Below are 25,550 nucleotides of genomic sequence, written 5' to 3' on the forward strand. Positions count from 1 at the left end.
CATTCCTGCAAGCAGGCCACGTCAGGAGCCCGGCAACTCTATGTTAAAAAGATGTTTATCACCGCTGACTCTCGTGAATCAGGTTGCCCTGATTGTTTTGCTGTCCACCGCCCTCGGCGTGACCGGCATGGCGATTTCTGGCTGGCTGGTACAAGGGGTACAGGGTAATGCGCATGCCATCAATGAGGCAGGCTCGCTACGCATGCAGAGTTACCGTCTGCTGGCATCGGTTCCCCTGACGCAGGACGATCGGCCATTAATTGATGAGATGGAGCGCACGGCCTTCAGCCCCGAGCTGGAAAACGCCGCCATTCGCGCCGGTCAGGAATCCCAGCTTAAAGCGCTTCAGGGCTACTGGCACACCCAGCTGGAGCCCGGTCTGAAACAGGCGCGTACCACGGAGGCCGTTGCGCAGGACGTGGCGGGTTTTGTCTCCCGCATCGATTCGCTGGTCTCCGCTTTTGACCAAACCACCGAACTCCGCATCGACCGGGTGGTGATGGTACATCGCGCTATGGCCCTCTTTATGGGCCTGCTGCTGATCTTCACCATCGTCTGGCTCCGGGCGCGGCTGCTGAACCCATGGAAACAGCTGCTGGCAATGGCGCGCGCCGTCACGAACAGAGATTTTACCCAGCGCACGCACATCAGCGGGCGCAACGAGATGGCCATGCTTGGCCAGGCACTGAATACCATGTCGGCTGAGCTGTCCGAAAGCTACGCGGTGCTGGAGCAACGCGTGCAGGAAAAAACGGCCGGGCTGGAGCAGAAAAACGAAATCCTCTCCTTCCTGTGGCAGGCTAATCGTCGTCTGCACATGCAGGTCCCGTTATGCGAACGCCTCTCGCCGGTGCTCAACGGGCTGCAAAATCTGACCCTGCTGCACGATCTGGAGCTGCGGGTTTACGATGTGGAAGATGAAGAGAACCACCAGGAATTCACCTGTCAGTCGGACATGTCCTGCGATGACAAAGGCTGTCATCTTTGCCCGCGCGGCCTGCCGCCGCTGACGTCTGGCGGCACCACGCTGAAATGGCGTCTGACGGACAGCCACACCCAGTACGGCATTCTGCTGGCCACCCTGCCTACAGGGCGTCACCTGAGCCACGACCAGCAGCAGCTGGTAGATACGCTGGTTGAACAGCTTACGGCCACGCTGGCGCTCGACAGGCATCAGGAAAAACAGCAGCAGCTGATCGTGATGGAAGAGCGTGCCACCATCGCCCGCGAGCTTCACGACTCTATCGCTCAGTCGCTCTCCTGTATGAAAATGCAGGTGAGCTGCCTGCAGATGCAGGACGCGGAAATGCCGGAAAGCAACAAACAGCTGCTGAGCCAGATCCGCAACGAGCTGAATACCTCCTGGGTACAGCTGCGCGAACTGCTGACCACCTTCCGCCTGCAACTGACCGAGCCGGGTCTGCGCCCGGCACTGGAATCCAGCTGCCAGGAATTTAGCGCCCGTCTGGGGTTCCCGGTGAAGCTGGATTACCAGCTGCCACCGCGGTTTGTTCCCTCGCATCAGGCGATTCATCTGCTGCAGATCGCCCGCGAAGCGCTGAGCAACGTGCTTAAACACGCTGAAGCGACGGCGGTTACGGTCACCGTTAGCCAGCACGACAATCAGGTCAGGCTGACGGTTCACGACAACGGCCGCGGCGTGCCGGAAAATGCCGAACGCACTAACCACTATGGTTTAATTATCATGCGAGACCGCGCCCAAAGCCTGCGCGGTGATTGCCAGGTTCGCCGGAGAGAGACGGGTGGCACGGAAGTTGTGGTCACCTTTATTCCCGAAAAACCGCTTACAACTGCTCAAGGAGAAACCCATGACTAATCAGGAACCGGCATCCATCCTGTTGATCGACGACCATCCGATGCTGCGTACTGGCGTAAAACAGCTGGTCAGCATGGCACCCGACATTACCGTCGTTGGCGAGGCCAGCAACGGTGAACAGGGCATTGAGCTTGCCGAATCCCTCGATCCGGACCTGATCCTGCTCGATCTCAACATGCCCGGCATGAACGGGCTGGAAACCCTCGACAAGCTGCGCGAGAAATCCCTTTCCGGTCGCGTGGTGGTGTTTAGCGTCTCCAACCACGAAGAGGACGTCGTCACGGCGCTGAAGCGCGGCGCGGATGGCTATCTGCTGAAGGATATGGAGCCGGAAGACTTGCTTAAGGCACTGCAGCAGGCTGCCGCAGGCGAGATGGTGCTGAGCGAAGCCCTGACCCCGGTGCTGGCCGCCAGCCTGCGGGCGAACCGCGCCACGTCTGACCGCGACGTCAGCCAGTTAACGCCGCGCGAACGCGATATTCTTAAACTTATCGCCCAGGGCCTGCCGAACAAAATGATCGCCCGCCGTCTGGATATCACCGAAAGTACGGTCAAAGTGCACGTGAAGCATATGCTGAAGAAAATGAAGTTAAAATCGCGCGTTGAAGCCGCGGTGTGGGTCCATCAGGAACGTATTTTTTAAGCATTACTCATCCGGCAGCAGCTTCCAGCGCGGGTCGTCGTCAGGTAATGCGACCAGCGGCTGCGCCACGCTAAGCGTGATCTCATTGGACGAGACGCGCTGGCCCTTCGCATCTTCCACCACCGCCGAGAGGTGCCAGCGGTTTGTCGCCCCTTCCGCGTCATTCCAGGCAGGCATAATTACGCTCCAGCCGTCGGTACTGTCACTTTTCCCGGGTGACGTCAGGCTCAATGCCTGGGTATCACCCTGCCAGTGGATCTGACGAATGCCGTGGGTGCTGCGAACCTGCAGCTTCAGCATGACGGTCTCGCCCCCTTTCAGATCCCACGGCGGGGTCGCCAGCCAGACGGACAGCGTTTTACGCTGACGGAACTCCATGATCGGCAAACCACTGCGCTCCGGCGAGTCATAGCGGCTTCCGCGCAGGGAGCGCGTGGCCGCGACCTCCCCGGAGGAGAGCTGCTTAACCAGCGGCACGCCGAAGCGATAGTTAAGCTTCAGCCCGAGGTTATTCTGGCTCTCGCCGCTTTCGCCCTGCTTATGCCCGGCGGTCAGCGTCACCAGCGGTACGGGGGTATAGTTAAGCCCGAGATTGACCGCCACCGGGTTGTGATACCCGGTTCCGCTGTTGAAGAGGTCGACGTTATCACCAAAATATTGCTCAAAGCTGACGCTGGTATTCAGGTGATGAAACCACGGCAGCCACGCTTTGGCGGTAACGTCATATCCCCGCGCCATGCGCTGCTCCTGGACGTCAGAGCGCTCGCGCCAGCTGGCAAAAGGCTGATAATAGTTGGCTGACAGGCGCAGATTCTCCCCCCACACCTCGGCGCCCAGTCCTGCACGCTGCAGGTTTTCGTCCAGCAGGTTGTCGTAAAAGGTGTTGTAGCCCAGCAGCCATTTTCCGGCGACCCAACGCTGGCCGATTCCGGCGTTACTGACCAGACCATCCGTCTGCTGCGTCAGGCCGAGCTGGCTCCAGCTCAGGTAACGGTTGTTATCGTTCCAGGGAATAAACCAGTTGCCGCTGCTGCCGTTGAATTTACCCTCGTTATCCACCAGTACGTTGACGCTGGCGTTACCCCAGGGCGACAGCCAGGATTCGATCTGCTGGTTCACCTCGCCGCTCACCGCGTCTCGCACCTGACCAAAGGCAAACTGCCGAGCCTGCTCGCCCGTAGTCAGGCCGTTGTCGGTCATACTGGCCTCACCAAAGGCTTTCGCCATTTCGGCGAGATGCTTTTCCCCCTCGCCGGTGGGGGCAGCCATACCGAGATCGGGCAGATTATCCCCGTTATTATCAAAGGGATTTTGTGCCTGCTGGATAAAGGAATTTGGCGCACCGTGAACGGCTCCGGCAGTAACAAGGGAGAGTAAAACAAGCGTTCGGAAAGGGGGAGAAACAGTCATCAATGTCGTAAGAATTACCCGGTGCTTACGTAAGAACACCCGTTACCTTAACGCGATTTCCCCCCCTTTGCAGCTTTAAGGAGAATTTTCCGGAATTTCCTGAAACATTGTTTTGAGCTCAGGCACGCACGAACCGCAGTTCGTTCCGCAGCGTAACCGCCCGCCCAGCATGGTTACGGAATCACACCCTCCTGCAATCGCTTCCCGTATCGCGTTTTCTCCTACGCTGAAACAGCTGCAGATGATGCGCCCCGGATCTATAACTCTCCCCGCGCCCTGCCCGTTCAGCAGCGCATGGCGCTCGGCGGGCGTCGAGGGCGGCGACTGAAAAGCAGCTTCAATCACCGGGTGCGCCAGCACCGGTAATGCGGTGCCTTCCCAGAAGCCGAGCATCAGTTCGCCGTTATGCCAGGCCAGCACGCTGCTGCGTTCTCCGGTTTGCGCAACCTGCAGCTGCCAGCCCCGGTCGCTGGCATACTCCATGACCCACGACAGCAGCGGTTTATCACCCGCTATCGTCAGGCGAGAAGCTTTACGCCACCAGTAAACCGAGGGTGGCATTTCCGGCCATTCCCGGGCATAGAGTTCCCCCTGCCAGGCAGGTTGCCAGGGCATGATTCTGACGGCGGTTTGTTTACTCTCCGGCTGGCCCGAAGCCGGATCGACGCGCCCTTCCACCAGCGCATTGACCTTTCCCTGGCGGGCAAACTCAGCGTTCCAGTGCATCGGGGCAAACGCTTCGCCTTTCCGTATTCCGTCGTTGATTCGTACTCTGGCCACCATCACCCCGCGCGGCGAACTGATGCGCGCCAGCTGGCCGTCATACAACGAAAACCGGATGGCGTCTGCGGCGCAAACCTCAACAAACGGCTCCGCGATATGCTGCATCAGCCGGGGCACGTATCCCGTACGGGTCATGGTGTGCCACTGGTCGCGGATACGGCCAGAATTGAGGATCACCGGGTATAGCGCGGTAGTCACCGCGCCGTGCGGCAGCGGATCGACAGGCACTATGTTTCGGCGCGGAAAATTCCCCGTCGGCCACTGGTACGGCTCAAGCCGATCCCACGCTTCACGGGTTAGCCCAGCCAGTTCATGCAGGTTCAATGCCCGCGCGCCGTCATTTTCAAAGGCCGTCAGCGCCGCATGCTCGCAAAAAATCTCCTGCGGATGTTGCCAGGCAAAGGCCTCGCCGTAGCCCAGCTGTTTTGCCACCTGCGCCACGATCCACCAGTCCGGCTTCGCCTCGCCCGGCGCGGGCAGAAACGCGCGCTGGCGCGAAATGCGCCGCTCAGAATTGGTCACCGTGCCGTTTTTTTCTCCCCAGCCCAGTGCCGGAAAACGGATATGGGCGAACCGGCTGGTGTCGGTATCTTTCGTCACTTCAGAGACAATCACCAGCGGACAGGCCGCCAGCGCCTGACACACCGCGTGGCTGTCCGGCAGCGATACGGCAGGGTTAGTGCCCATGATCCACACCGCCTTCACCTCGCCGCGGGCGATGGCGTCAAACAGCTCCACCGCCATCAGGCCCGGCGTCTGCGCCAGCCGCTCGGTTCCCCAGAAACGCGCCACCCGCGAGAGATCGTCCGGCTCGAAACTCATATGCGCCGCTAACTGGTTCGCCAGCCCGCCCACTTCCCGTCCGCCCATGGCGTTTGGCTGTCCGGTCAGCGAAAACGGACCGCAGCCCGGACGGTTGAACTTCCCGCTGGCAAGATGCACGTTAATGATGGCATTACACTTGTCGCTGCCGCTGGAGGACTGGTTGATCCCCATGGTGTAGAGCGTAATGGCGCGAGGCGCGGTGACAAACCAGTCGTAAAAAGTACCAATGTCCTCTGATGGAAGGTCACAAAACGCCGCCACGCGGGCAATCGGCCACTCATCGGCGCCCTGGATCAGATTGAGCAACCCCACAAACAGCCCGGCATCGCTGCCGGGCCTGAGCGCCAGGTGAAGATCGGCGATATCGCAGGTGGCGGTGTTGCGCGGGTCAATCACCACCACCTTCATCTGCGGATTGTTGTGCTTTGCCTGCACCAGCCGCTGATAGAGCACCGGATGCGTCCACGCCGCGTTCGATCCCACCAGCACCACCAGGTCGCTGTTTTCCACGTCCTCGTAGCTGCACGGCACCACGTCTTCACCGAAGGCACGCTTGTAGCCCACCACCGCCGAGGACATGCAGAGCCGCGAGTTGGTATCAATGTTTGCCGCGCCAATAAACCCTTTCATCAGCTTATTGGCGGCATAGTAATCCTCGGTTAACAGCTGGCCGGAGGCGTAAAACGCCACCGCCTGCGGCCCCCATGTGTCGATAATCTCCCTCAGCCTCTCACTCGCCGCGCCGAGCGCCTGCGTCCAGTCCACCTCAAGGCCGTCAACAACGGGGCACAGCAAGCGCCCCTGTAACCCCGTCGTATCGCCCAGGGCTGACCCTTTCACGCACAGGCGACCAAAGTTCGCAGGATGGGTGTCATCCCCCCGAACGCTGACCGCTCCATCTTCCAGGCTTGCGACCACGCCGCAGCCCACCCCGCAGTAGGGGCACGTTGTCCGGGTTTCCGTCATGAGGCCTCCGCACGCATCACCAGCTCTTCGTTGCCGACCCACACCTTGCCATTTTCAATTTTGACCGGCCAGGCGCGCACCGCGGGCTCCCCGCTTTCGGCCTCACGCCCGTCGCGCAGGCGAATGCGCTGCTTGTAGAGCGGAGAGATAACGACCGGCTCGCCCGCCGCATCGCCGAGGATGCCGCGTGAAAGCACGTTCGCGCTGCTGCCCGGCTCCAGATCGTCAAGGGCGTAGACGGTTTTGCCAAAGCGGAACAGCGCGATCGGTTTGCGGCCAAGACGCGCGCCAATACCCGCCTGTTCAGGGATATCCTCAATGCCGCAGATTTCCTGCCAGCGCTTGCTTTCGTCCGACGGCGCGACGTTCACCGCCGTGCGGAACAGTGCCAGGCGGTCAGGATCGTTGAGCGTGGTTTGCCATTCGCACTGGTACGTCTCTACTACCCGGGCCATCTCCTGCTCCAGCTCGTGGGCGATGCCGAGACTGTCGTTGAGGATCACCTCCCGCAGATAGTCGAGGCCGCCCTCCAGGTTGTCCATCCAGGTGCTGGTACGCTGCAGGCGATCCGCCGTGCGAATGTAAAACATCAGGAAACGGTCGACGGTGCGGATCAGAGTTTCGTCATCGAGATCGCTGGCAAAGAGATCCGCATGACGCGGCTTCATGCCGCCGTTACCGCACAGGTACAGGTTCCAGCCCTTGTCGGTGGCAATCACCCCGACGTCTTTACTCTGCGCCTCGGCGCATTCGCGGGTACAGCCGGAGACCGCCATTTTGATTTTGTGCGGCGCGCGCAGACCCTTGTAACGGTGCTCCAGCCTGACCGCGAGGCCGGTAGAGTCCTGCACGCCGTAGCGGCACCAGGTCGACCCGACGCAGGATTTCACCGTGCGCAAGGATTTCCCGTAAGCGTGCCCGGTTTCAAACCCGGCCTCCACCAGCGCCAGCCAGATCTCCGGCAGCTGTTCCAGGGTGGCGCCGAAAAGATCGATACGCTGCCCGCCGGTGATTTTGCTGTACAGGCCGTAGCGTTTCGCAATCTGCCCGATGGCGATCAGCCCGTCGGCGGTCACTTCCCCTGCGGGCATGCGCGGCACGATGGAATACGTCCCGTCCTTCTGAATATTGGCGAAGTAGCGGTCGTTGGTGTCCTGCAACGGCAGGTGCGCCGGCTTTAACAGGTATTCGTTCCAGCAGGAGGCCAGCACTGACCCCACCAGCGGCTTACAGATTTCGCACCCGTGCCCCTGACCGTAACGGCTGATGAGCTGGTCAAAGGTGCGGATATGGTTGACGCGCACCAGGTGGTAAATCTCCTGACGCGAGTACGGGAAGTGTTCGCAGATGTCCTTTTTCACCTCCACGCCCTGCTCGGCAAGCTGGTACTCCATGACCTGCTTCACCAGCGCGCTGCAGCCCCCGCAGCCGGTCGCCGCTTTGGTGCACTGCTTAACAGCGCCGATATCCGCTGCACCCGCGCTCACCGCCCGGCAGATATCGCCTTTGCTGACGTTATGACACGAACAGATCTGCGCGCTCTCCGGCAGCGCCGCCACGCCCAGCGCTTTCGGCGCGCTGCCTGAAAACGCGGGTAAGATCAGCGTTTCCGGCTCTTTCGGCAGGCTGATGCCGTTAAGCATCATCTGCACCAGCGTGGCGTATTCGCTGGCGTCCCCCACCAGCACGCCGCCGAGCAGCGTTTTGCCGTCGTGGCTGACCACGATTTTCTTGTAGATTTGCTGCGGGCCGTGCGTCCACTGATAGCTCAGCGCGCCCGGCGTGCGCCCGTGAGCATCGCCGAACGAGGCTACGTCGACGCCGAGCAGCTTGAGCTTTGTGCTCATATCCGCGCCGGTGAAGATTTTATCTTCGCTCGCCAGCGCGGCGGCGGCCACGCGCGCCATCTGGTAGCCCGGCGCCACCAGGCCAAAGATTTTCCCCTCCCACAGGGCGCATTCACCGATGGCAAGCACGTCCGGATCGGAGGTCCGGCAGCCGTCGTCAATGCAGATCCCGCCGCGTTCGCCGACAGCCAGCCCGCTGCTACGCGCCAATGCGTCCTGCGGACGAATGCCCGCAGAGAAGACCACCATGTCCGTTTCGAGCTGTTCGCCGTCGGCGAAGCGCAGCACCAGCCCGCCGTCCGTCGAAGCAATTTCCGTGGTGGCTTTACTGGTGTGAACGCCGACGCCCAGCGCCTCGATTTTCCTGCGCAGCATCGCCGCGCCGTCGTTGTCGAGCTGCACCGCCATCAGATTGGGCGCAAACTCCACCACGTGGGTTTCCAGCCCGAGCTGTTTCAGGGCATTCGCTGCCTCCAGCCCGAGCAGGCCGCCGCCAATCACCACGCCGCGGCGTGAGCCCGCCGCGTGCGCCGCAATGTTGTCCAGATCGTCAAGGGTGCGGTAGACAAAGCAGCCCGGCAGATCGTTGCCCGGTACAGGCGGCACAAACGGATAGGAGCCGGTCGCCAGTACCAGCTTGTCCCAGTGGGTCTCATGCCCGCTGGCGGTACGCACCACGCGTGCATCGCGATCGATAGCGACGATCTGCTGCGAGAGCCGCAGCTCAATGCCGTTATCGACAAAGAACTCCCCCTCCACCAACGAGAGCGACGCCGCGCTGCGGCCGCCAAAATATTCTGACAGATGCACGCGGTCGTAAGCGGCATAACGCTCCTCGCCAAAAACGACGATCTGATACTGCTGATGCAGATTGCGGTTAACGCAGTCTTCGAGAAAATGATGGCCGACCATACCGTGTCCAACCACCACCAGAGTAGGTTTTGTCATAGCGTTCTGTCCTGCAACCTGCGGTTGCGTAGTGAAACGATCGAACAGCCAGTCCGCGCGTGCGGGCGCAGCCGTTGCCAGTAAATCGGAAAATGTTGCCGCGCTGCGGCAGTCGCCCATCAGCAGTACGCCTGCCAGCGCCCCCTGATGGATCAGTAAACGTCGATAGTGACGAGTCAGCGGATCCCATGAACTCCAGACCACGTCGCCTTCCTGCACCGCCGCGCGCCCGAGGCTGAACAGCTCCACGCCGGTTACCTTGAGGCGCACGCCGTTGTCGGCAAGGACAAACGGCGCGGTGACGTCCCCGGCCAGCCGCGCGGCGAGGATATCCGCCTGCGCCAGGCAGGGGGCGACCAGGCCAAACGTCTGGCCGTCAATTTCACAGCACTCGCCAATGGCGTAGACGTCCGGTACGGAGGTCTGCATCTGGCTATCCACCACGATGCCGCGCGCACAGCGAATGCCGCAGGCCTGCGCCAGCGCAACGTTCGGCTGCACACCGGTTGCCAGCACCACGCGCGCGGCGGCGATGCTGCGTCCGCTAAGCAGCATCACGCTATCCCCGCTAATCGCCGCGATGCCGGAGGCGAGTTCACAGCTAACGCCCCGCACCGCCAGCGCCTCTTCCAGCAGCACGCCCGCCTGCTGGTCCAGCTGCTGCTCCATCAGCCACGGGCCGCGATGGATAATGGTGACGTTGTCACCTTTGCGCGCCAGCGCTGCCGCCGTCTCAACGCCGAGCACGCCGCCGCCCAGCACCACCGCCGGACCAGTGATGGCCTGAATGGCGCGGGTATCCTCCAGGGTACGGAACGTGAACACGTGCGGCGCATCGCCGCCGGGGATCTGCGGAACAAAAGGCGTTGACCCGGTGGCAAACACCAGCGCATCCCAGACCAACGTGCGGGCGGTGGTGTGCACTTCCCGCGCGTCCACGTTCACGGCGAGCGCCCTTTCGCCCCGCAGCACCGTCACGCCCCGCTCCAGGTACCAGCCCTCATCCTGAAGGCTGATACCCGCAGCCGTTTTTTCCCCCCCCAGCACCGGCGAAAGCTGGATGCGGTTGTAAGCATGCTCCGGCTCGTCACCGATAACGGTGATAGCGAAACGACCAGAAGCACGCCCGGTGAGCGAGGCAATCAGCCGGGTTGCCGCCATGCCATTGCCGATAATGACCAGTCGCATCAACGCCACCTCGTTATGCCGCTTTCGGCTGTTTTTCGTAGAGGAAATGAAGGATCTGCTGGCGCATGTGGTGATAGCGGCTATCGTCCGCCAGCTGCACCCGGTTGCGCGGGCGCGGCAGGTCAACGCGCAGGATCTCCCCGACGGTGGCCGCCGGGCCGTTGGTCATCATCAACACGCGATCGGAGAGCAGCACCGCCTCGTCCACGTCGTGGGTAATGAGCACGATGGTGGTGTTCAGCGCCTGCTGGATCTGCATCACCGAGTCCTGAAGATGGGCGCGCGTCAGCGCATCCAGCGCGCCGAACGGTTCATCCATCAGCAGCACTTTCGGCTTCATCGCCAGCGCGCGGGCAATCCCGACGCGCTGCTTCATACCGCCGGAGATCTCCCCCGGACGCTTGTGCAGCGCGTGGCCCATCTGCACGCGGTCGAGGTTGTGCTCGATCCACTCTTTGCGCTCGGCCTTGCTCATGGTGTGACGGAACACCTGATCCACCGCCAGCGCCACGTTGTCGAAGCAGGTCAGCCACGGCAGCAGCGAGTGGTTCTGGAACACCACCGCGCGCTCCGGTCCCGGCCCGGCGATTTCGCGATTGTCGCAAATCAGCCCGCCTTCCGTCGGCAGCGTAATCCCGGCGATGAGGTTGAGCAGCGTCGATTTTCCGCAGCCGGAATGGCCAATCAGGCTGACGGTTTCGCCCTCGTGGATATCAAAAGAGACGTTTTGCAGCGCCAGAAATTCGCCGCTGGCGGTGGAAAAACGCTGGCTCACGGCCTGGACCTGAATTAATGGTTTCATGTTCGCTCCTTATTTTTCCTGCCAGCTAAAGCGGCGGGCGATCAGCATCAGCCCCTGCTCAAGCAGCAGCCCGACCACGCCGATGATGACGATGGCGATGAGAATGTTTTCGACGTTGAGGTTGTTCCACTCGTTCCAGATCCAGAAGCCGATGCCCAGCCCCCCGGTGAGCATCTCGGCGGCGACAATCACCAGCCAGGCGATGCCGATGGAGAGGCGCACCCCGGTCAGCACCGCGGGCAGCACCGCCGGGAAGAGAATGCGGCGCATGATGGTCCACTCGGAAAGCTGCAATACGCGGGCGACGTTAAGGTAGTCCTGGGGAATGCGGCGAACCCCTTCGGCGGTGTTGATCACCATCGGCCAGATGGAGCAGATAAAAATGGTCCAGCTGGAAGCCGGTTCTGCTTTCTGGAACAGCAGCAGGCCGATGGGCAGCCAGGCCAGCGGGCTGACCGGGCGCAGAAGCGCAATCAGCGGGTTGAACATGCGCGCGAAAAAGGTGAAACGGCCAATCAAAAAGCCCAGCGGAATGCCTGCCAGCGCCGCGAGCCCAAAGCCGATGGCGACGCGCTGCAGTGAAGCAAGCACGTTCCAGCCAATGCCCATATCGTTAGGCCCGTCGCGATAAAACGGATCGGCAAAAAGGGTAATGGCGGAATCAAGCGTGCTGAGCGGCGTCGGGAAGCCTTTGCTGTTTATCGCCGCCAGCTGCCAGAGCACAACCAGCAGCCCGAGGCCGAGCAGTGCCGGGATAATGCGCTGGAAAAAGTCGTTCATCCGGCGCGCAAACACAGGCGTGCGGCGGCGAACCTGTACCGGAGGCAGGACAATCACTTCCCCGCTCTCTGACGTATCTTGTGGTTTCGTGTTTTGCAGATGCGGCATAATCAGGCCCCTTTACGGTGAATGGCGAAACGGCTGGCGTACCCTTCCGGATCGGTACCGTTCCAGACGGTGCCGTCCATCAGCGTGCTGCTGCGGTACGGTGATGACGGCGTGGACATGCCGCCGACGGCGGTGGCGGCATCCTGCCAGACCGCGGTCTGGTTAATGCGCTGCGCGATGCCCGCGTAGTCCGGCGCGGCTTTGAGCAAACCCCAGCGGCGGAACTGGGTTAAGAACCACATGCCGTCGGAGAGATACGGGTAGCTCACGGCCCCCTCGTTGAAGAAGCGGATCGGGTGCGCGTCCTGCCAGCGCTGGCCCAGGCCGTTGTCGTACTCGCCGAGCATGCGTCCGGTGAGATACTGTTCCTTGCAGTTGAGCCACGCCCGGCGGGAGAGGATCTGCGCGGTTTCTCGTTTGTTTTCCGGGGACGCCTCGATCCAGCGCGCGGCCTCCATCACGGCGCTCACCAGCGCCCGGGCGGTATGCGGGTTTTTCTCCACCCAGTCGCGGCGCGTGCCGAGGATCTTTTCCGGATGGTCGGCCCAGATGGACTGCGACGTGGCGGCGGTAAAGCCGATACGGTCGTTAATCGCCCGCGCGTTCCACGGCTCGCCGACGCAAAAGCCGACCATGTTGCCGATGCGCATGTTCATCACCATCTGCGGCGGCGGCACCACCACCGTGCGCACGTCGTCAAAGGGATTAATGCCCGCGCTGGCCAGCCAGTAGTAGAGCCACATGGCGTGCGTGCCTGTCGGGAAGGTATGCGCGAAGGTGTAGGTTCCCGGCGCCTGCTGCCCGATCAGCGTTTTCAGCCCGTCGAGATCGCGAACGCCCTTCTCTGCCAGATCGCTGGAGAGTGTAATGGCCTGACCGTTCTGGTTGAGCGTCATCAGGTTCGCCATCTGCTGCGGCTTGCCCGCGATGCCCAACTCCAGCCCGTACAGCAGGCCGTAAAGAATGTGTGCGGCGTCCAGTTCACCCGCCACCAGCTTGTCGCGCACCGCCGCCCAGCTCGCCTCTTTGGTGGGAACGATGGTGATACCGTATTTTTTATCAAAGCCTTTTAAGGCTGCGATAACCACCGGGGCACAGTCGGTCAGCGGGATAAACCCGATGCGTACCGTCTCCTGCTCTGGTTTATCCGAGCCCGCCGCCCATGCGGCCTGCATGACACCCGGTAACAGCATTGCGCTACTCGCCAGCATGCTGGCCTGCAAAAATCGCCGTCTCGACAAATCCGCCATAACCGCTCCCGAAAAAAAAGCCAAAAAAAAGCGCCCGCCGTGCCGAAGCACCGCTGGACGCCTTTATCCCGAAGACTGATGCACCGCCGTTGGCGCACCGTCAAAAATGGTTAATTGTTAAATGCAAACTCAATGCCAGGTTTTAAGGCCTTGTTTCCGGAGCGATAGCCCATAATTACTCGCATTCTCGCACCTCAATCAGGCACTCAATGCCCACTGATTGTGCAGCTACTCCTTTGGTATTACCTGCCACACGCTCTTCACCGTAAGCAGCGCGCGGGCGATATCCACCATGCGCTGGTTCTTGTCCATTGCCATTTTGCGCAGCGTCGTCCAGGCCTGTTCTTCGCTCATGTTCTGGTGGGTCATCAGCACGCTTTTGGCTTTATCAATGGTTTTGCGCTCCTCAAGCGTATCGCGCAGCGACGCGAGCTGACGGGAAAGCTGCTCTATCTCGCGCGCCTGCTGGCGAACCAGAGTCAGCAGCGGTTTATCCGGGTAGTGCGCCAGCGGATCGTCCTGCTCATCCGCAGGACGCGGGTATGCCTCGTCGCGCTGAATGCGCTCATCCACCGCAACCATCAGATCGGCGATGATCGTCTCTTCCAGCGCGCGCAGATGCTCCAGCCGCGCCGTTTGCAGCGCAAACCAGGTCAGCGCGGTATGGCCATTGTCCGCGGCAGGCTGGCGGGTACAGGCCACGCGCCGGAGTTGCTCTGTCTCGCGGTCGGGCTGGCAGTTGAAGGAAAAGGTCGCCTGCAGGTCAGCCTCGCTGTGGGAGAGAAAGATCTCAAAGCAGGCCTGCTGACCGTCAATGCGGTCAACCAGCCGCTGGCGGGTAACATCATCGAAAAAGCCCTGCGTGAAGCCAATCGCCCCCAGCGCCCGCTCTTGTCCCGCCAGCTCTTTGCCCTGCATCAGGCTATAAAGGGCGACAAAACGGCCTGCAATTTGCGGATCGTCAATGCTGTCATTAAGCTGCGGCACAATACCGATCAGGTGGCGAAGCATACGGGAGTAGTGTTCCATCGCCTGCGGCGCCGTCAGCGTCTGCCGACTTACACCGTCACGCAGGGCGGGAAGCGTCTCCAGCGTGAGCAGCGCGCTGCCGATACGTTCGCAAACGGCGCTTCCGGGGATGGGGGACTGCTTACCAAGAACGTCATAAAGCGCTGCGAGGTTTTCGTCCACCAGCGCCCGGCTGGCTTTGCATTCAGGCGCATAGAGCTTACCCTGTGAACAGAGCCAGACGTTGGATGCCCCGCGCTCGCACTGTAGCATATGCATCAGCTGGCTAATGCCACGCACCAGCGCGCCAAGCTGTGCCAGTCTGCTGAGCTGCTCCCGGCGCATCAGTCTTGCGCGCTGGAGCCATTCGGTTGCGCCTGGCGAAATGCCGGCCTTTAATATCATGCTCACTCTCCCGGATAGCAAAACTTCCGGAAGAGAAGCAATATTCGTGCCTTAAAAGAACAGGAGTCAACATGCAGAAGATTGTGATCGTCGCCAACGGTGCGGCCTACGGCAGTGAATCCCTTTTTAACAGCCTGCGCCTGGCGATCGCGCTACGCGAGAAAGAGAGCGACCTGGCATTGCGGATATTTTTAATGTCCGACGCCGTGACCGCCGGGCTGAAGGGTCAAAAACCGGCGGAAGGCTACAACATTCAGCAGATGCTGGAGATCCTGACCGCGCAGGACGTGCCGGTAAAACTTTGTAAGACCTGCACCGACGGACGCGGCATTACCGCGCTGCCGCTGATTGATGGCGTGGAAATCGGTACGCTGGTCGAACTGGCGGAGTGGACCCTGACCGCCGATAAAGTATTAACTTTTTAATAATAAACCCGTAAAAATATTATTTTCTTATGGACGCGGTTTCAGCATCAAGTTTACCTGCGGGGTTGCCGATAGGCATGGAAACAACACAGCAGGTATTTCACTTATGTTCAGATCGATTCGCGCACGCATCATCGCCGCGACGACAGGCTGCCTCGTCGTCGCCCTTCTCCTCAACACCGTTATAAACTTCCAGGTCACGCGTCAGGATAACCAGCAGTCGCAGCGCGATATCCTGACCAGCACCAGCGCCAGCCACAACATGGCGATTGCCGACTGGGTGAAAAGCAAAATGACGGTGATTGCCTCCGCGCAGAGCGTTGCGCTGGCTGACGATCCGGTGCCGGTGTTTAAGCAGCTTGCCCAGGCAGGCGGCTTCACCAACGTCTACGTGGGTTATGCCAGCAAGACGGCGAAATTCTCCGATCCAACGGGCGTCCCGGCGGATTATGACCCGACCATTCGCCCGTGGTATCAGCAGGTAGTCAGCACCGATGGTCCGGTGGTGACGGCACCCTATGTTGACGCAGGAACCGGGAAGCTGGTAGTGACCTTTGCCGTGCCGGTGAAGGAGAATGGCGCTCTAAAAGCGGTGGTGGCAGGCGATGTCGCCATGGATAGCGTGGTGGCGAACGTGCGCGGGATCCACCCCACGCCAGCGAGCAGCGGATTGCTCCTGAACAGCGACGGCACGGTGATTGCCGCCAACGAGCCGGCCCTGACGCTGAAGCCGTTTGCCGAGACGATTAAAGGCATTGACTTTGCGGCGCTGAAAAGCGGCAATCCGGTCGACGGCACGCTGAATGACGAGGAAAAAACCTTCATCGCCGCAGTCGTACCGGGCACGAACTGGTTCCTGGTGGTCGCCCTCGACAACGGCGACGCCACCTCCGGCATGTGTTCCCTGCTGAAAGCATCGGCGATTTCGCTGGTGATCCTCGCACTCCTGAGCGGCGCCCTTGTTCACATTCTGATCGCCCGCTTGCTGAAGCGCCTGTCCGACATTCGCGACGCAATGCACAACATTGCCAACGGCACTAACGATCTGTCCCAGCGCCTGCCGGACAGCGGCGATGACGAAGTGGCGCAAATTGCGCAGGCGTTTAACGCCTTCAGCGATAAGCTCTCAGTGGTGATGGTCCAACTCCGTGATGCCAGCGCCTCGGTGAAAAACGCCGCGCAGGAGATTGCGGCAGGTAACCAGGATCTTTCAGGCCGTACCGAGCAGGCGGCGTCCAGCCTTCGCGAAACCGCCAGCGCCGTGGAGGAGATCACCGCCTCTGTGACGCAGTCGAATGAATCGGCAGCAGAAGCCAACGACCAGGCGAGCAAGGCCTCTGCGGCCGCAGCGCGCGGCGGTGAAGTGGTTTCTCAGGCCATCAGCACCATGCAGTCTATCGAAGTGGCGTCCGCTAAGATTGGTGATATCACCAGCGTGATTGACGGCATTGCCTTCCAGACCAACATTCTGGCGCTGAACGCCTCGGTTGAGGCGGCGCGTGCCGGTGAGCAGGGGCGCGGGTTTGCCGTGGTCGCGGGCGAGGTGCGTAACCTGGCGAGCCGCAGCGCTCAGGCGGCGAAAGAGATTAAATCGCTGATTGATTCCACCACCGACAGCGTGGCAACCGGCTCGCGTTACGTGCATCTGGCCGGGGAAAGCATGGATGAGATCCGCTCCAATATCGGCAGCGTCTCTGGCATCATGCGCGAAATTTCCATCGCTACCAGCGAGCAGATGAAAGGCATTCACGAAATCAACCACGCGGTGACCCATCTCGACAGAATGGTGCAGCAGAACGCCGAACTGGTGGTACAGTCCGCCGCAGCGGCCAGCGCGTTGCAGAGCCAGGCGGGCGACCTTGCTGAAACCGCCGGTCATTTCCGCATTTAATTTTCTCCCGGCGCGGGTTTACCGGGTAAAACCCGCGCCAGCTGAATTCTTTCAGGCATTTTGTCATTTTTGTTTAAACGTTATGCCATTTTTTGATCAAAATCATTATCCCATGCCCCCCACTTTGATGTTATGCAATGAGTAATTTGTGAACAATATCACGCTCGGGATGGGCAAAATCGACGGGGTAAATAAATGGCACTGGTGAAAACAAGTTTGAAACTGTTTGGCGGGGATACGGTGGTGGTGCGTTGCTCAGAGCGCTGTCGCATTCATCTCATGAGTTCAAAAGCGCAAAAGCAATCGCAGGCAGATATTTTGACGGTGCAGGATGACAAGGCGTGGCTGACCGTGCCGTATACCGGTACGTGGGATGTCCTGATCGACAGCCACAGCCAGTCGCTGGAGCATTCGGTCAGTTACGTAGCAGCGTAATTTAAACGCCCGGCGAGCCGGGCGTATTCTCAGGCAAAACCCGGTAGCAGCGTGCCGTTAAGCGGGTTCCCTTCCAGCAGCGCCTTCACCTTCACCACCAGCTCATTCAGACAATCGTCCTTCATGCCGAGGCGGGTCAGCTCCTGATCGAGAGAGAAGAGATACTGCGCGTTGGTGCCCAGCGGCCCGCTGGCGGCGGCAATTAACGGGGCAATTACCTGCGTGCGGGTGTCCGCTTCATACAGCGGGTGGCGCGGGTCCATAATAAACACCAGCGCGTTAACGGTGCGTCCGTCGTCAAGCTCCAGCTTGCACCAGCTCGGCATATAGCAGCCGGTGATCATCTCGCGCTTCCAGAGCAGTGTCAGCTCCTCTTCAAGCGTGGCATCCGGGAGACGATACGCCACGCCCGTGGTGCGTCCGCCCTCTTTCAGTGCAAGCATGCGTCCTGGCTGACACGCGCTGCCGCGTCCTGCCGTCAGGCGCAGGCAAAATGCGCGGTGCCAGCCGGGCAGCGTTCCCGTTGCCGATTCGACAAATTCCAGAGCCGGGTTCCACATCAGAGAACCGTAGCCAAAAATCCATACAGGGCCATCATCCGGGCGGCAGGCAAGCGTGGCAGCGAGCGACGCCGCACGTTGTTCAGCTGACCAGAGAAGCGATTCCTCAATAGCACCAAATGCCGTCTTACAATCTGCCTTCATTAAGAAATCACGCGTTAACACTTTACACCTCCGCCACTGCATGCTTCCTTGCGACATCTGTAATTCGCCTTCCCGGCATTCTGTGCTGGTCATTTTGCCAGCAGTTGAATTACGATAAGCAATTAGCGGACCAGTTGCAATACAACGGCAGTTCAACCGCCTGAAAAGTCAAAATGAAGGCAGCGAATAATTTCACGGCTATTTCTTTTTATGCCATTTATCATCGTCTCCTTTCTCGTAGTCATGTTTTACTGCGGCCCAGGCGACTTTATGCGCCGTCTCTTCCCGGCTGGCATCATCCCGGCGATCGTCCTTATCTTTGTATTGATCCCAGGCGCTGTTAAATGCCTCTTTGTAGATATCCTGGGCGTGTTCAGGCAGGACGTTTTTTACGTTATCGGGTAATTCGCGTTTCGTTTTATAGGGCATCGCTAACCTCTCTTTTGGTTAAAAAGATAAGTGTGGACGACGATGCGCAAGGCTGCCACCCGGCTATAAACAATGAACACAAACAAACAGCAACCGATTGTTATTTAACATTTATTTATTGAAAACAGCGCATTATACGCATCAAGCAAGAAAATCATGAAAAAGGGTAAAATTAAGTAAAAAATAAAGGGTAGTTAACAGATTTCTGTTAATTTAATGCCTTCAAAATCTATCTATAATTACAAGCACCTGCATTGATGGAGAAGCACATGACAGCAACACATGAGGCGGTAAAGACCCGCCACAAGGAGACGTCTCTCATTTTCCCGGTTCTGGCACTGGCTGTGCTGCTCTTCTGGGGAAGCAGTCAGTCACTGCCAGTGGTGGTTGGTATCAATATTCTTGCCCTGGTGGGCATTTTAACCAGCGCCTTTAGCGTCGTTCGCCATGCGGACGTATTAGCCCACCGTCTGGGCGAGCCTTACGGCTCGTTAATTCTCAGCCTTTCCGTTGTTATTCTCGAAGTCAGCCTGATTTCCGCGCTCATGGCAACCGGCGATGCCGCTCCGACGCTGATGCGCGATACGCTCTATTCCATCATTATGATTGTGACGGGCGGCCTGGTGGGCTTCTCTCTGCTGCTGGGCGGACGCAAATTTGCGACCCAGTATATGAACCTGTTTGGCATTAAACAGTATCTGATCGCCCTCTTCCCGCTGGCGATTATTGTGCTGGTCTTCCCGATGGCGCTGCCGGGCGCGAACTTTTCCACCGGACAGGCCCTGCTGGTCGCGCTGATTTCCGCAGCCATGTACGGCGTGTTCCTGCTCATTCAGACCAAAACGCACCAGAGCCTGTTTGTTTACGAACATGAAGATGACAGCGACGACGATGACCCGCACCACGGTAAGCCGTCGGCGCACAGCAGCGCGTGGCACACGGTTTGGCTGATCGTACATTTGATTGCGGTTATCGCGGTCACCAAGATGAACGCCAACCCGCTGGAGACGCTGTTAACCGAGATGAATGCCCCGGTGGCCTTTACCGGTTTCCTGGTGGCGCTGCTGATTCTCTCCCCTGAAGGGCTGGGCGCGCTGAAAGCGGTGTTGAACAATCAGGTGCAGCGCGCAATGAACCTGTTTTTCGGCTCCGTGCTGGCGACCATTTCCCTCACCGTACCGGTGGTGACGCTGATTGCCTTTATGACCGGGAATGAATTGCAGTTTGCACTGGGCGCGCCGGAGATGATTGTGATGGTGGCGTCGCTGCTGCTGTGCCAGATTTCGTTCTCTACCGGCCGCACCAACGTTCTCAACGGCGCGGCGCATATGGCGCTGTTTATTGCGTATTTGATGACGATCTTTGCGTGAGATTGATCCGGTGCGGCCTGATGCCCTCACCCCAACCCTCTCCCACAGGGAGAGGGAGAAAATATAAAAAAACCCGCCGAAGCGGGTTTTTTTATTAGTTGCTGGTATCCAGCTCGTCGAAGCTCTTCACCAGATCGTCGATCGCTTTGATCTGTTTCAGGAACGGCTCCAGCTTATCCAGCGGCAGCGCGGAAGGACCATCGCATTTCGCGTTAGCCGGATCCGGGTGCGCTTCAATGAACAGACCTGCCAGGCCGGTCGCCATACCAGCGCGCGCCAGCTCGGTCACCTGAGCACGACGGCCGCCCGATGCTGCACCAAACGGGTCGCGGCACTGCAGTGCGTGAGTCACGTCGAAAATCACCGGAGACTGGCCAGAGACGTTCTTCATTACGCTGAAGCCCAGCATGTCCACAACCAGGTTGTCGTAACCGAAGTTAGCGCCACGGTCGCACAGAATAATCTTGTCGTTACCACCTTCGATAAACTTATCAACGATGTTACCCATCTGACCTGGGCTCACGAACTGCGGTTTTTTCACGTTGATCACGGCACCGGTTTTCGCCATCGCGGCAACCAGGTCGGTTTGGCGAGCCAGGAACGCCGGAAGCTGGATCACGTCTACCACGTCTGCCACAGGCTGCGCCTGCCAGGACTCATGCACGTCGGTGATCACTTTCACGCCAAACGTCTGTTTCAGCTCCTGGAAAATTTTCATCCCCTCTTCCAGGCCCGGGCCACGGTAAGAGTTGATGGAGGAGCGGTTGGCTTTGTCAAAAGAGGCCTTAAACACGTACGGGATGCCCAGCTTCTGGGTCACGGTCACGTAGTGCTCGCAGATACGCATGGCGAGGTCGCGGGATTCCAGCACGTTCATACCGCCAAACAGCACGAACGGCAGGTCGTTTGCTACCTTGATATCACCAATGCTAACCACTTTTTGTTTCATAGGATCGCCTTATTCAGGTGTGAATCGGAATTAAGATTAATGCAGTGTAATTTGTTTGTGCGAGATCGCGTTGATCTGCGCGCGAATCATTTCGCTAATCGGATCTTCCGGGCACTGCTCAACGAAATAGCTCAGATCGTTCAGCGCCACGTGTTCACAATCGAGCTGGGCATAAATGAGCCCGCGGTCGCGAATTTCGTACGGATCTTCCGGATTAAACTGCAGCAGCACTTCACTGGCTCGCAGAGCCAGCTCCATCTGACGCTCTTCCATCAGCGCTGACTTCAGCGTATCCAGCAGCTTGCGGATGACTTCGGCGTTGTCGGCTTCGTCGAGATCTTCATTAAAGAGCTCGGCCACCGGGCTGATGTTGCCCTTCAGCCAGACGTCCAGCGTATGCTCATCCAGCGTGTCGCCGTTAAACGGATTAATGAGCCACATCTCACCGTCCAGCCACTCCGCACGCAGGATCATCTGCGTCGGGAAAATGACCGGCACCAGTGGAATATCCAGACGGTGCGCAACCCACAGCAAAATAGAGCCCAGCGCAACGGCGCTGCCCTGACGATTTTTTAAAACCTGGTCCAGCCATAATGCGTCAGACAGGCGATACACGCCACGCGTGTCGCAGAAACCCCATTCGCCGTAGAAAAGTTCCAGAAGCTTCTCTAATTGCCAGTCCTGCGGGCGCGCCTGATTAATCTCTTCACGCGCCAGGCTGACCAGATTCTCCAGCTCATCGTAGACGTACTGCGACGTAAAATCGTCGCGTATCATCTCCGAAATCAGGATCATGCCATCGCAAAGCGGCACTTTATTAAATTCGAAATCGGCTAAGGACTTCATGACTTACCCCAGTAACGGTATTCTAGTGGTGGCGAGTTTAATGATGATGTACAGCACCACCAGACCCAGCAGAAAGGCGATAAACCCGGTCTGCTGGCTGCGCGGACGACGACGCCCAAGCGCGATAAAACCCAAAACGATATAGATGATAACGCCAAACAGCTTTTCAGTCAGCCATGCGCCTTTATCAGTAAAAGGCAGATAGCCCGTCTTCCACATTAGCCCGGCCCCTGTCAGAAACAGCACCGTATCAATGCAGTGTGGTGCAATGCGCACCCAGCGTGCCTCAATCAACGGATTGTTGCTGTAGCGCCACCAGTAGCGGACGATGAAAAATCCTATGGTCAGCGCCACGGAAATCAGGTGAGCCGTTATCAGCACGCTAAACAGGCTCATCGCCACTGCCCCAGCGTCAGGCGCTCATTACCGCCGTAGTCGCGGCAGGTTTCCACGGCGGTATATCCCGCTTGCGTAAACAGCGCCCGAACGGCTTCGCCCTGTGTCCAGCCATGTTCCACCAGCAGCCAGCCGCCGGAAAGCAAATGTTGTCGTGACGTTGTCACAATGTGATCGAGATCGGCTAACCCTTCCCTGGCAGCGACCAGCGCCGTTAAGGGCTCGAAGCGAACATCACCCTGGGCGAGGTGCGGGTCTCGTTCGTCGATGTAGGGGGGATTACTGACGATCATCGCAAATGAACGGTTCTCCAGCGCGGTAAACCAGCTGCTTTGCAGCACGGTAACGTTGCGCGAACCAAGACGCTCAACGTTACGCTGCGCCAGCGCCACCGCGTCGGGCATCACATCCACTGCCGTCACATCGCAGTCTGGCCGCTCGCTGGCAAGCGCCAGCGCGATAGCCCCTGTCCCCGTTCCGAGATCGAGAATGCTGCAGGATGTAGCGGGTAAACGCGCCAGCGCCTGCTCTACCAGACACTCGGTGTCCGGACGCGGGATCAGCGTCGCCGCCGAGACGTAAAGCGGTAGCGACCAGAACTCGCGCTCACCGACAAGGTGCGCCACCGGCTCGCCCGTTTTACGGCGGGCAAGCAGCGCGGCGAGCCGAGCTTCCTGCTCAGCGGTCAGCTCAGTTTCGCCGAATGCCAGCAGGTACGTGCGGGCTTTACCCGTCACATGTTCAAGCAAAATTTCGGCATCGCGCTTCGGGCTTTCGCTTTCGGAAAGCTCACCGGCCGCCTCACGTAACCAGCGCTGAAAATCCATTATTCCTGCTCAGACAGCGCCGCCAGCTGGTCGGCCTGGTATTCCTGCACGATAGGCTCAATCAGCATATCCAGCTTCCCTTCCATCACCTCGTCCAGACGGTACAGCGTCAGGTTGATGCGGTGGTCGGTCACGCGGCCCTGCGGGAAGTTGTAGGTACGGTTACGATCGCTGCGATCGCCGCTGCCCAGCAGGTTACGACGGGTAGAGGCTTCCGCCTGCTGACGCTTCGCCATCTCCGCCGCGTGGATGCGCGCACCCAGCACGGAAAGCGCTTTGGCTTTATTTTTGTGCTGAGAACGTTCGTCCTGACACTCCACCACAATGCCGGTTGGCAGGTGGGTAATACGGATGGCGGAGTCGGTGGTGTTAACGTGCTGACCGCCCGCCCCGGAGGAACGGAAGGTATCGATGCGCAGATCCGCCGGGTTGATGTCCGGCAGTTCCGCTTCCGGCAGCTCCGGCATCACCGCCACCGTACACGCGGAGGTGTGAATGCGTCCCTGAGATTCTGTCGCGGGCACGCGCTGCACGCGGTGACCGCCGGATTCAAACTTGAGACGGCCATACACGCCGTCGCCGCTGATCTTGGCGATAACCTCTTTATAGCCACCGTGTTCGCCTTCGTTGGCGCTCATGATCTCCACGCGCCAGCGACGCGATTCGGCGTAGCGGCTGTACATGCGGAACAGATCCCCTGCAAAGAGCGCCGCTTCGTCACCACCGGTGCCGGCACGTACTTCTACAAACGCGTTACGTTCATCGTCCGGATCTTTCGGCAGGAGCAGCACCTGCAGCTGCTGCTCCATCTCTTCGGAACGCGCTTTTGCATCCTGTAACTCTTCCTGCGCCATCTCGCGCATCTCAGGATCGTCGAGCATCATCTGCGCGGTTTCAATATCTTCCTGAACCTGTCGCCAGTCGGTAAAGCATTTTGACACATCACTCAACTGCGCATATTCACGCGACAGCGCGCGAAAACGTTCCTGGTCCGCAATGGTCCCGGCATCGCCGAGCAGCGCCTGTACTTCTTCATGGCGCTCGTGCAGAGCTTCCAGTTTAGCGACGATAGAAGGCTTCATAGGCGTAAGTGCACCTTGTCTTAGAAAATGGGTATAGGGCGCTATTCCAGCCCGAGGCTGTTGCGCAGAATAGTCAGGCGTTCATCATCCCCGTCACGGGCGGCCTGTTGAAGAGATTTGGTTGGCGCATGGATCAGGCGATTGGTCAATTTCCATGCCAGATCCTGCATAATAGCCTGCGCGTCGCCGCCCTGTTCCAGGGCCGCTAACGCTTTGGCAGTCAGGTCATCACGCACCTGCTCCGCCTGTCCGCGGTACTCGCGGATGGTCTCGCTGACGCTTTGCGCGCGCAGCCAGGCCATAAACTCGCTGGTTTCCTGCTCAACAATGGTTTCCGCCTGCACCGCCGCCGCTTTACGCTGGGCGAGGTTATGCGAAATAATACTTTGCAGGTCATCCACGCTGTAAAGGTAGGCGTTAGCCAGCTTGCCCACTTCCGGTTCAACATCGCGCGGAACGGCGATATCCACCAGCAGCATTGGCTGATTACGGCGGGATTTCAGCGCACGCTCCACCATCCCTTTACCGATAATCGGCAGCGGGCTGGCGGTAGAACTGATAATAATGTCCGCCTCTTTCAGGCGTTCATCGATGTCGCTCAGCGCAACCACCTCGGCCCCCACTTCGTCCGCCAGCACCTGCGCGCGTTCGCGGGTGCGGTTCGCGATAATCATCTTTTTCACTTTATGCTCGCGCAGATGGCGCGCCACAAGCTCGATGGTTTCGCCCGCGCCTACCAGCATCACGGTGACGGTCGACAGGGATTCAAAGATTTGACGTGCGAGGGTACAGGCCGCGAAAGCAACAGAAACCGCACTGGCACCAATGTCGGTTTCGGTTCGCACACGCTTTGCCACGGAGAAAGACTTCTGGAACATGCGTTCCAGCTCGCTGGCCTTGAGATGCCCTTTTTGCGAATCCGCAAACGCTTTTTTCACCTGACCCAGAATTTGCGGCTCGCCGAGCACCAGCGAATCCAGACCGCTGGCGACGCGCATAAGATGGCTGACGGCATCGTTATCCTGATGCCAGTACAGGCTGTTGCGCAGCTCTTCTTCGTTGAGGTTGTGGTAATCACATAGCCAGCGGATCAGCGCCTCGTGCAGGTTATCCTGCTCTTCCACGCTTAAATACAGCTCGGTACGGTTGCACGTCGAAAGCACCACGCCACCCTGCACCATCGGTTGTGCAAGCAGGCTGTCCAGCGCCAGGTCGAGCGTATCCGGCGAAAACGTTACGCGTTCTCGCAGCGAAACCGGGGCCGTTTTGTGGTTAATGCCGAGTGCTAATAGGGTCATGTTGAGCGGGAGTAGTACCAGCGTTAATAAGGTTAGCAGGACGCATCATACAGGATGCGCGAGATCAATAAAAGGGACTGCCTCCTTTCGGAGTAATA

Annotated in this window: 21 protein-coding genes; 6 read left to right on the forward strand and 15 right to left on the reverse strand. The window is 59.3% G+C overall.

All coding sequences use genetic code 11. From position 1 onward, the window contains the following. The first annotated feature begins 40 nt into the window (after positions 1 to 40). Both narX and narL read left to right on the forward strand, forming a co-directional pair. Entirely contained in the window at positions 41 to 1,837 is a 1,797-nt protein-coding gene (gene narX / locus D5066_RS09825; RefSeq protein WP_119915828.1) for a nitrate/nitrite two-component system sensor histidine kinase NarX, read from the forward strand. Continuing rightward, positions 1,830 to 2,480: a two-component system response regulator NarL gene (narL, locus tag D5066_RS09830; RefSeq protein ID WP_003856701.1), complete on the forward strand. Its 651-nt coding sequence runs from the start codon at positions 1,830 to 1,832 to the stop codon at positions 2,478 to 2,480. The genes narX and narL overlap by 8 nt, the downstream gene beginning before the upstream one ends. Positions 2,481 to 2,483: 3 nt before the next feature. On the opposite strand, the gene D5066_RS09835 is transcribed toward narL, so the two are convergent. The 7 genes from D5066_RS09835 to nasR all read right to left on the reverse strand — a co-directional run bounded on the left by D5066_RS09835 (position 2,484) and on the right by nasR (position 14,800). After that, the gene (locus D5066_RS09835; protein WP_119915829.1) at positions 2,484 to 3,890 is read right to left on the reverse strand and encodes a YchO/YchP family invasin; all 1,407 of its coding nucleotides are present in this window, start codon (positions 3,888 to 3,890) and stop codon (positions 2,484 to 2,486) included. A 75-nt stretch (positions 3,891 to 3,965) separates the two neighbouring features. Further along, entirely contained in the window at positions 3,966 to 6,464 is a 2,499-nt protein-coding gene (locus D5066_RS09840; protein ID WP_119915830.1) for a nitrate reductase, read from the reverse strand. Then, on the reverse strand, positions 6,461 to 10,447 hold the full coding sequence (gene nirB, locus D5066_RS09845; RefSeq protein ID WP_119915831.1) for a nitrite reductase large subunit NirB: 3,987 nt from the start codon (positions 10,445 to 10,447) through the stop codon (positions 6,461 to 6,463). Before nirB ends, D5066_RS09840 begins: the two co-directional genes overlap by 4 nt. Before the next feature lie 13 nt (positions 10,448 to 10,460). Continuing rightward, positions 10,461 to 11,249 (reverse strand): ABC transporter ATP-binding protein, encoded by a 789-nt coding sequence (locus D5066_RS09850; RefSeq protein WP_006810903.1) that lies wholly within the window; start codon positions 11,247 to 11,249, stop codon positions 10,461 to 10,463. Between the two features lie 9 nt (positions 11,250 to 11,258). Next, positions 11,259 to 12,137, reverse strand: coding sequence for a nitrate ABC transporter permease (gene ntrB, locus D5066_RS09855; protein WP_119915832.1), 879 nt, complete (start codon positions 12,135 to 12,137; stop codon positions 11,259 to 11,261). Positions 12,138 to 12,139: 2 nt separating this feature from the next. Further along, complete coding sequence (locus tag D5066_RS09860; RefSeq protein WP_119915833.1) at positions 12,140 to 13,387, reverse strand: CmpA/NrtA family ABC transporter substrate-binding protein; 1,248 nt, start codon at positions 13,385 to 13,387, stop codon at positions 12,140 to 12,142. Between the two features lie 228 nt (positions 13,388 to 13,615). Beyond that, complete coding sequence (gene nasR, locus D5066_RS09870; protein ID WP_119915834.1) at positions 13,616 to 14,800, reverse strand: nitrate regulatory protein NasR; 1,185 nt, start codon at positions 14,798 to 14,800, stop codon at positions 13,616 to 13,618. Between the two features lie 71 nt (positions 14,801 to 14,871). On the opposite strand from nasR, the gene D5066_RS09875 reads away from it, so the two are divergent. The 3 genes from D5066_RS09875 to D5066_RS09885 all read left to right on the forward strand — a co-directional run bounded on the left by D5066_RS09875 (position 14,872) and on the right by D5066_RS09885 (position 17,551). Further along, positions 14,872 to 15,225: a DsrE/DsrF/TusD sulfur relay family protein gene (locus tag D5066_RS09875; RefSeq protein ID WP_080329368.1), complete on the forward strand. Its 354-nt coding sequence runs from the start codon at positions 14,872 to 14,874 to the stop codon at positions 15,223 to 15,225. A gap of 106 nt (positions 15,226 to 15,331) precedes the next feature. After that, positions 15,332 to 17,116, forward strand: coding sequence for a methyl-accepting chemotaxis protein (locus D5066_RS09880; protein ID WP_119915835.1), 1,785 nt, complete (start codon positions 15,332 to 15,334; stop codon positions 17,114 to 17,116). A gap of 195 nt (positions 17,117 to 17,311) precedes the next feature. After that, positions 17,312 to 17,551, forward strand: a complete 240-nt coding sequence (locus tag D5066_RS09885) for a DUF1883 domain-containing protein (RefSeq protein WP_010432930.1) — start codon at positions 17,312 to 17,314, stop codon at positions 17,549 to 17,551. A gap of 29 nt (positions 17,552 to 17,580) precedes the next feature. Here the strand turns inward: D5066_RS09885 and D5066_RS09890 are convergent, their stop codons facing one another. Further along, a complete protein-coding gene (locus D5066_RS09890; RefSeq protein WP_119915836.1) occupies positions 17,581 to 18,276 on the reverse strand; it encodes a gamma-glutamylcyclotransferase in 696 nt (231 codons plus the stop codon). Between the two features lie 177 nt (positions 18,277 to 18,453). Beyond that, entirely contained in the window at positions 18,454 to 18,684 is a 231-nt protein-coding gene (chaB, locus tag D5066_RS09895; RefSeq protein ID WP_014884191.1) for a putative cation transport regulator ChaB, read from the reverse strand. A 269-nt stretch (positions 18,685 to 18,953) separates the two neighbouring features. Between chaB and chaA the strand changes: the two genes are divergently transcribed. Continuing rightward, positions 18,954 to 20,054: a sodium-potassium/proton antiporter ChaA gene (gene chaA, locus D5066_RS09900; protein ID WP_080329370.1), complete on the forward strand. Its 1,101-nt coding sequence runs from the start codon at positions 18,954 to 18,956 to the stop codon at positions 20,052 to 20,054. Between the two features lie 94 nt (positions 20,055 to 20,148). Here the strand turns inward: chaA and kdsA are convergent, their stop codons facing one another. Genes kdsA through hemA form a run of 6 tightly spaced genes read right to left on the reverse strand, consistent with a single transcriptional unit; the run spans position 20,149 to position 25,452 of the window. Continuing rightward, entirely contained in the window at positions 20,149 to 21,003 is an 855-nt protein-coding gene (gene kdsA / locus D5066_RS09905) for a 3-deoxy-8-phosphooctulonate synthase (protein WP_119915837.1), read from the reverse strand. Between the two features lie 36 nt (positions 21,004 to 21,039). Then, positions 21,040 to 21,849 carry an invasion regulator SirB1 gene (gene sirB1 / locus D5066_RS09910; RefSeq protein WP_008499515.1) on the reverse strand — a complete coding sequence of 270 codons (810 nt, stop codon included), beginning with the start codon at positions 21,847 to 21,849 and terminating at the stop codon, positions 21,040 to 21,042. 3 nt (positions 21,850 to 21,852) lie between these two features. Beyond that, the gene (gene sirB2, locus D5066_RS09915; protein ID WP_080329372.1) at positions 21,853 to 22,245 is read right to left on the reverse strand and encodes an invasion regulator SirB2; all 393 of its coding nucleotides are present in this window, start codon (positions 22,243 to 22,245) and stop codon (positions 21,853 to 21,855) included. After that, positions 22,242 to 23,072 carry a peptide chain release factor N(5)-glutamine methyltransferase gene (gene prmC / locus D5066_RS09920; protein ID WP_119915838.1) on the reverse strand — a complete coding sequence of 277 codons (831 nt, stop codon included), beginning with the start codon at positions 23,070 to 23,072 and terminating at the stop codon, positions 22,242 to 22,244. The genes sirB2 and prmC overlap by 4 nt, the downstream gene beginning before the upstream one ends. Continuing rightward, entirely contained in the window at positions 23,072 to 24,154 is a 1,083-nt protein-coding gene (gene prfA, locus D5066_RS09925; RefSeq protein ID WP_021240360.1) for a peptide chain release factor 1, read from the reverse strand. Before prfA ends, prmC begins: the two co-directional genes overlap by 1 nt. A 41-nt stretch (positions 24,155 to 24,195) precedes the next feature. Next, entirely contained in the window at positions 24,196 to 25,452 is a 1,257-nt protein-coding gene (hemA, locus tag D5066_RS09930) for a glutamyl-tRNA reductase (RefSeq protein ID WP_048208560.1), read from the reverse strand. Positions 25,453 to 25,550 lie beyond the last annotated feature (98 nt).

This window comes from Enterobacter chuandaensis (genome assembly GCF_003594915.1).
GTDB lineage: Bacteria > Pseudomonadota > Gammaproteobacteria > Enterobacterales > Enterobacteriaceae > Enterobacter > Enterobacter chuandaensis.

Bases quoted from the DNA above. Each gene is read 5' to 3' on its own strand.
- narX (WP_119915828.1), top strand. From the start codon at position 41: ATGTTAAAAAGATGTTTATCACCGCTGACTCTCGTGAATCAGGTTGCC.
- narL (WP_003856701.1), top strand. From the start codon at position 1,830: ATGACTAATCAGGAACCGGCATCCATCCTGTTGATCGACGACCATCCG.
- D5066_RS09835 (WP_119915829.1), bottom strand. From the start codon at position 3,890: ATGACTGTTTCTCCCCCTTTCCGAACGCTTGTTTTACTCTCCCTTGTT.
- D5066_RS09840 (WP_119915830.1), bottom strand. From the start codon at position 6,464: ATGACGGAAACCCGGACAACGTGCCCCTACTGCGGGGTGGGCTGCGGC.
- nirB (WP_119915831.1), bottom strand. From the start codon at position 10,447: ATGCGACTGGTCATTATCGGCAATGGCATGGCGGCAACCCGGCTGATT.
- D5066_RS09850 (WP_006810903.1), bottom strand. From the start codon at position 11,249: ATGAAACCATTAATTCAGGTCCAGGCCGTGAGCCAGCGTTTTTCCACC.
- ntrB (WP_119915832.1), bottom strand. From the start codon at position 12,137: ATGCCGCATCTGCAAAACACGAAACCACAAGATACGTCAGAGAGCGGG.
- D5066_RS09860 (WP_119915833.1), bottom strand. From the start codon at position 13,387: ATGGCGGATTTGTCGAGACGGCGATTTTTGCAGGCCAGCATGCTGGCG.
- nasR (WP_119915834.1), bottom strand. From the start codon at position 14,800: ATGATATTAAAGGCCGGCATTTCGCCAGGCGCAACCGAATGGCTCCAG.
- D5066_RS09875 (WP_080329368.1), top strand. From the start codon at position 14,872: ATGCAGAAGATTGTGATCGTCGCCAACGGTGCGGCCTACGGCAGTGAA.
- D5066_RS09880 (WP_119915835.1), top strand. From the start codon at position 15,332: ATGTTCAGATCGATTCGCGCACGCATCATCGCCGCGACGACAGGCTGC.
- D5066_RS09885 (WP_010432930.1), top strand. From the start codon at position 17,312: ATGGCACTGGTGAAAACAAGTTTGAAACTGTTTGGCGGGGATACGGTG.
- chaB (WP_014884191.1), bottom strand. From the start codon at position 18,684: ATGCCCTATAAAACGAAACGCGAATTACCCGATAACGTAAAAAACGTC.
- chaA (WP_080329370.1), top strand. From the start codon at position 18,954: ATGACAGCAACACATGAGGCGGTAAAGACCCGCCACAAGGAGACGTCT.
- kdsA (WP_119915837.1), bottom strand. From the start codon at position 21,003: ATGAAACAAAAAGTGGTTAGCATTGGTGATATCAAGGTAGCAAACGAC.
- sirB1 (WP_008499515.1), bottom strand. From the start codon at position 21,849: ATGAAGTCCTTAGCCGATTTCGAATTTAATAAAGTGCCGCTTTGCGAT.
- sirB2 (WP_080329372.1), bottom strand. From the start codon at position 22,245: ATGAGCCTGTTTAGCGTGCTGATAACGGCTCACCTGATTTCCGTGGCG.
- prmC (WP_119915838.1), bottom strand. From the start codon at position 23,072: ATGGATTTTCAGCGCTGGTTACGTGAGGCGGCCGGTGAGCTTTCCGAA.
- prfA (WP_021240360.1), bottom strand. From the start codon at position 24,154: ATGAAGCCTTCTATCGTCGCTAAACTGGAAGCTCTGCACGAGCGCCAT.
- hemA (WP_048208560.1), bottom strand. From the start codon at position 25,452: ATGACCCTATTAGCACTCGGCATTAACCACAAAACGGCCCCGGTTTCG.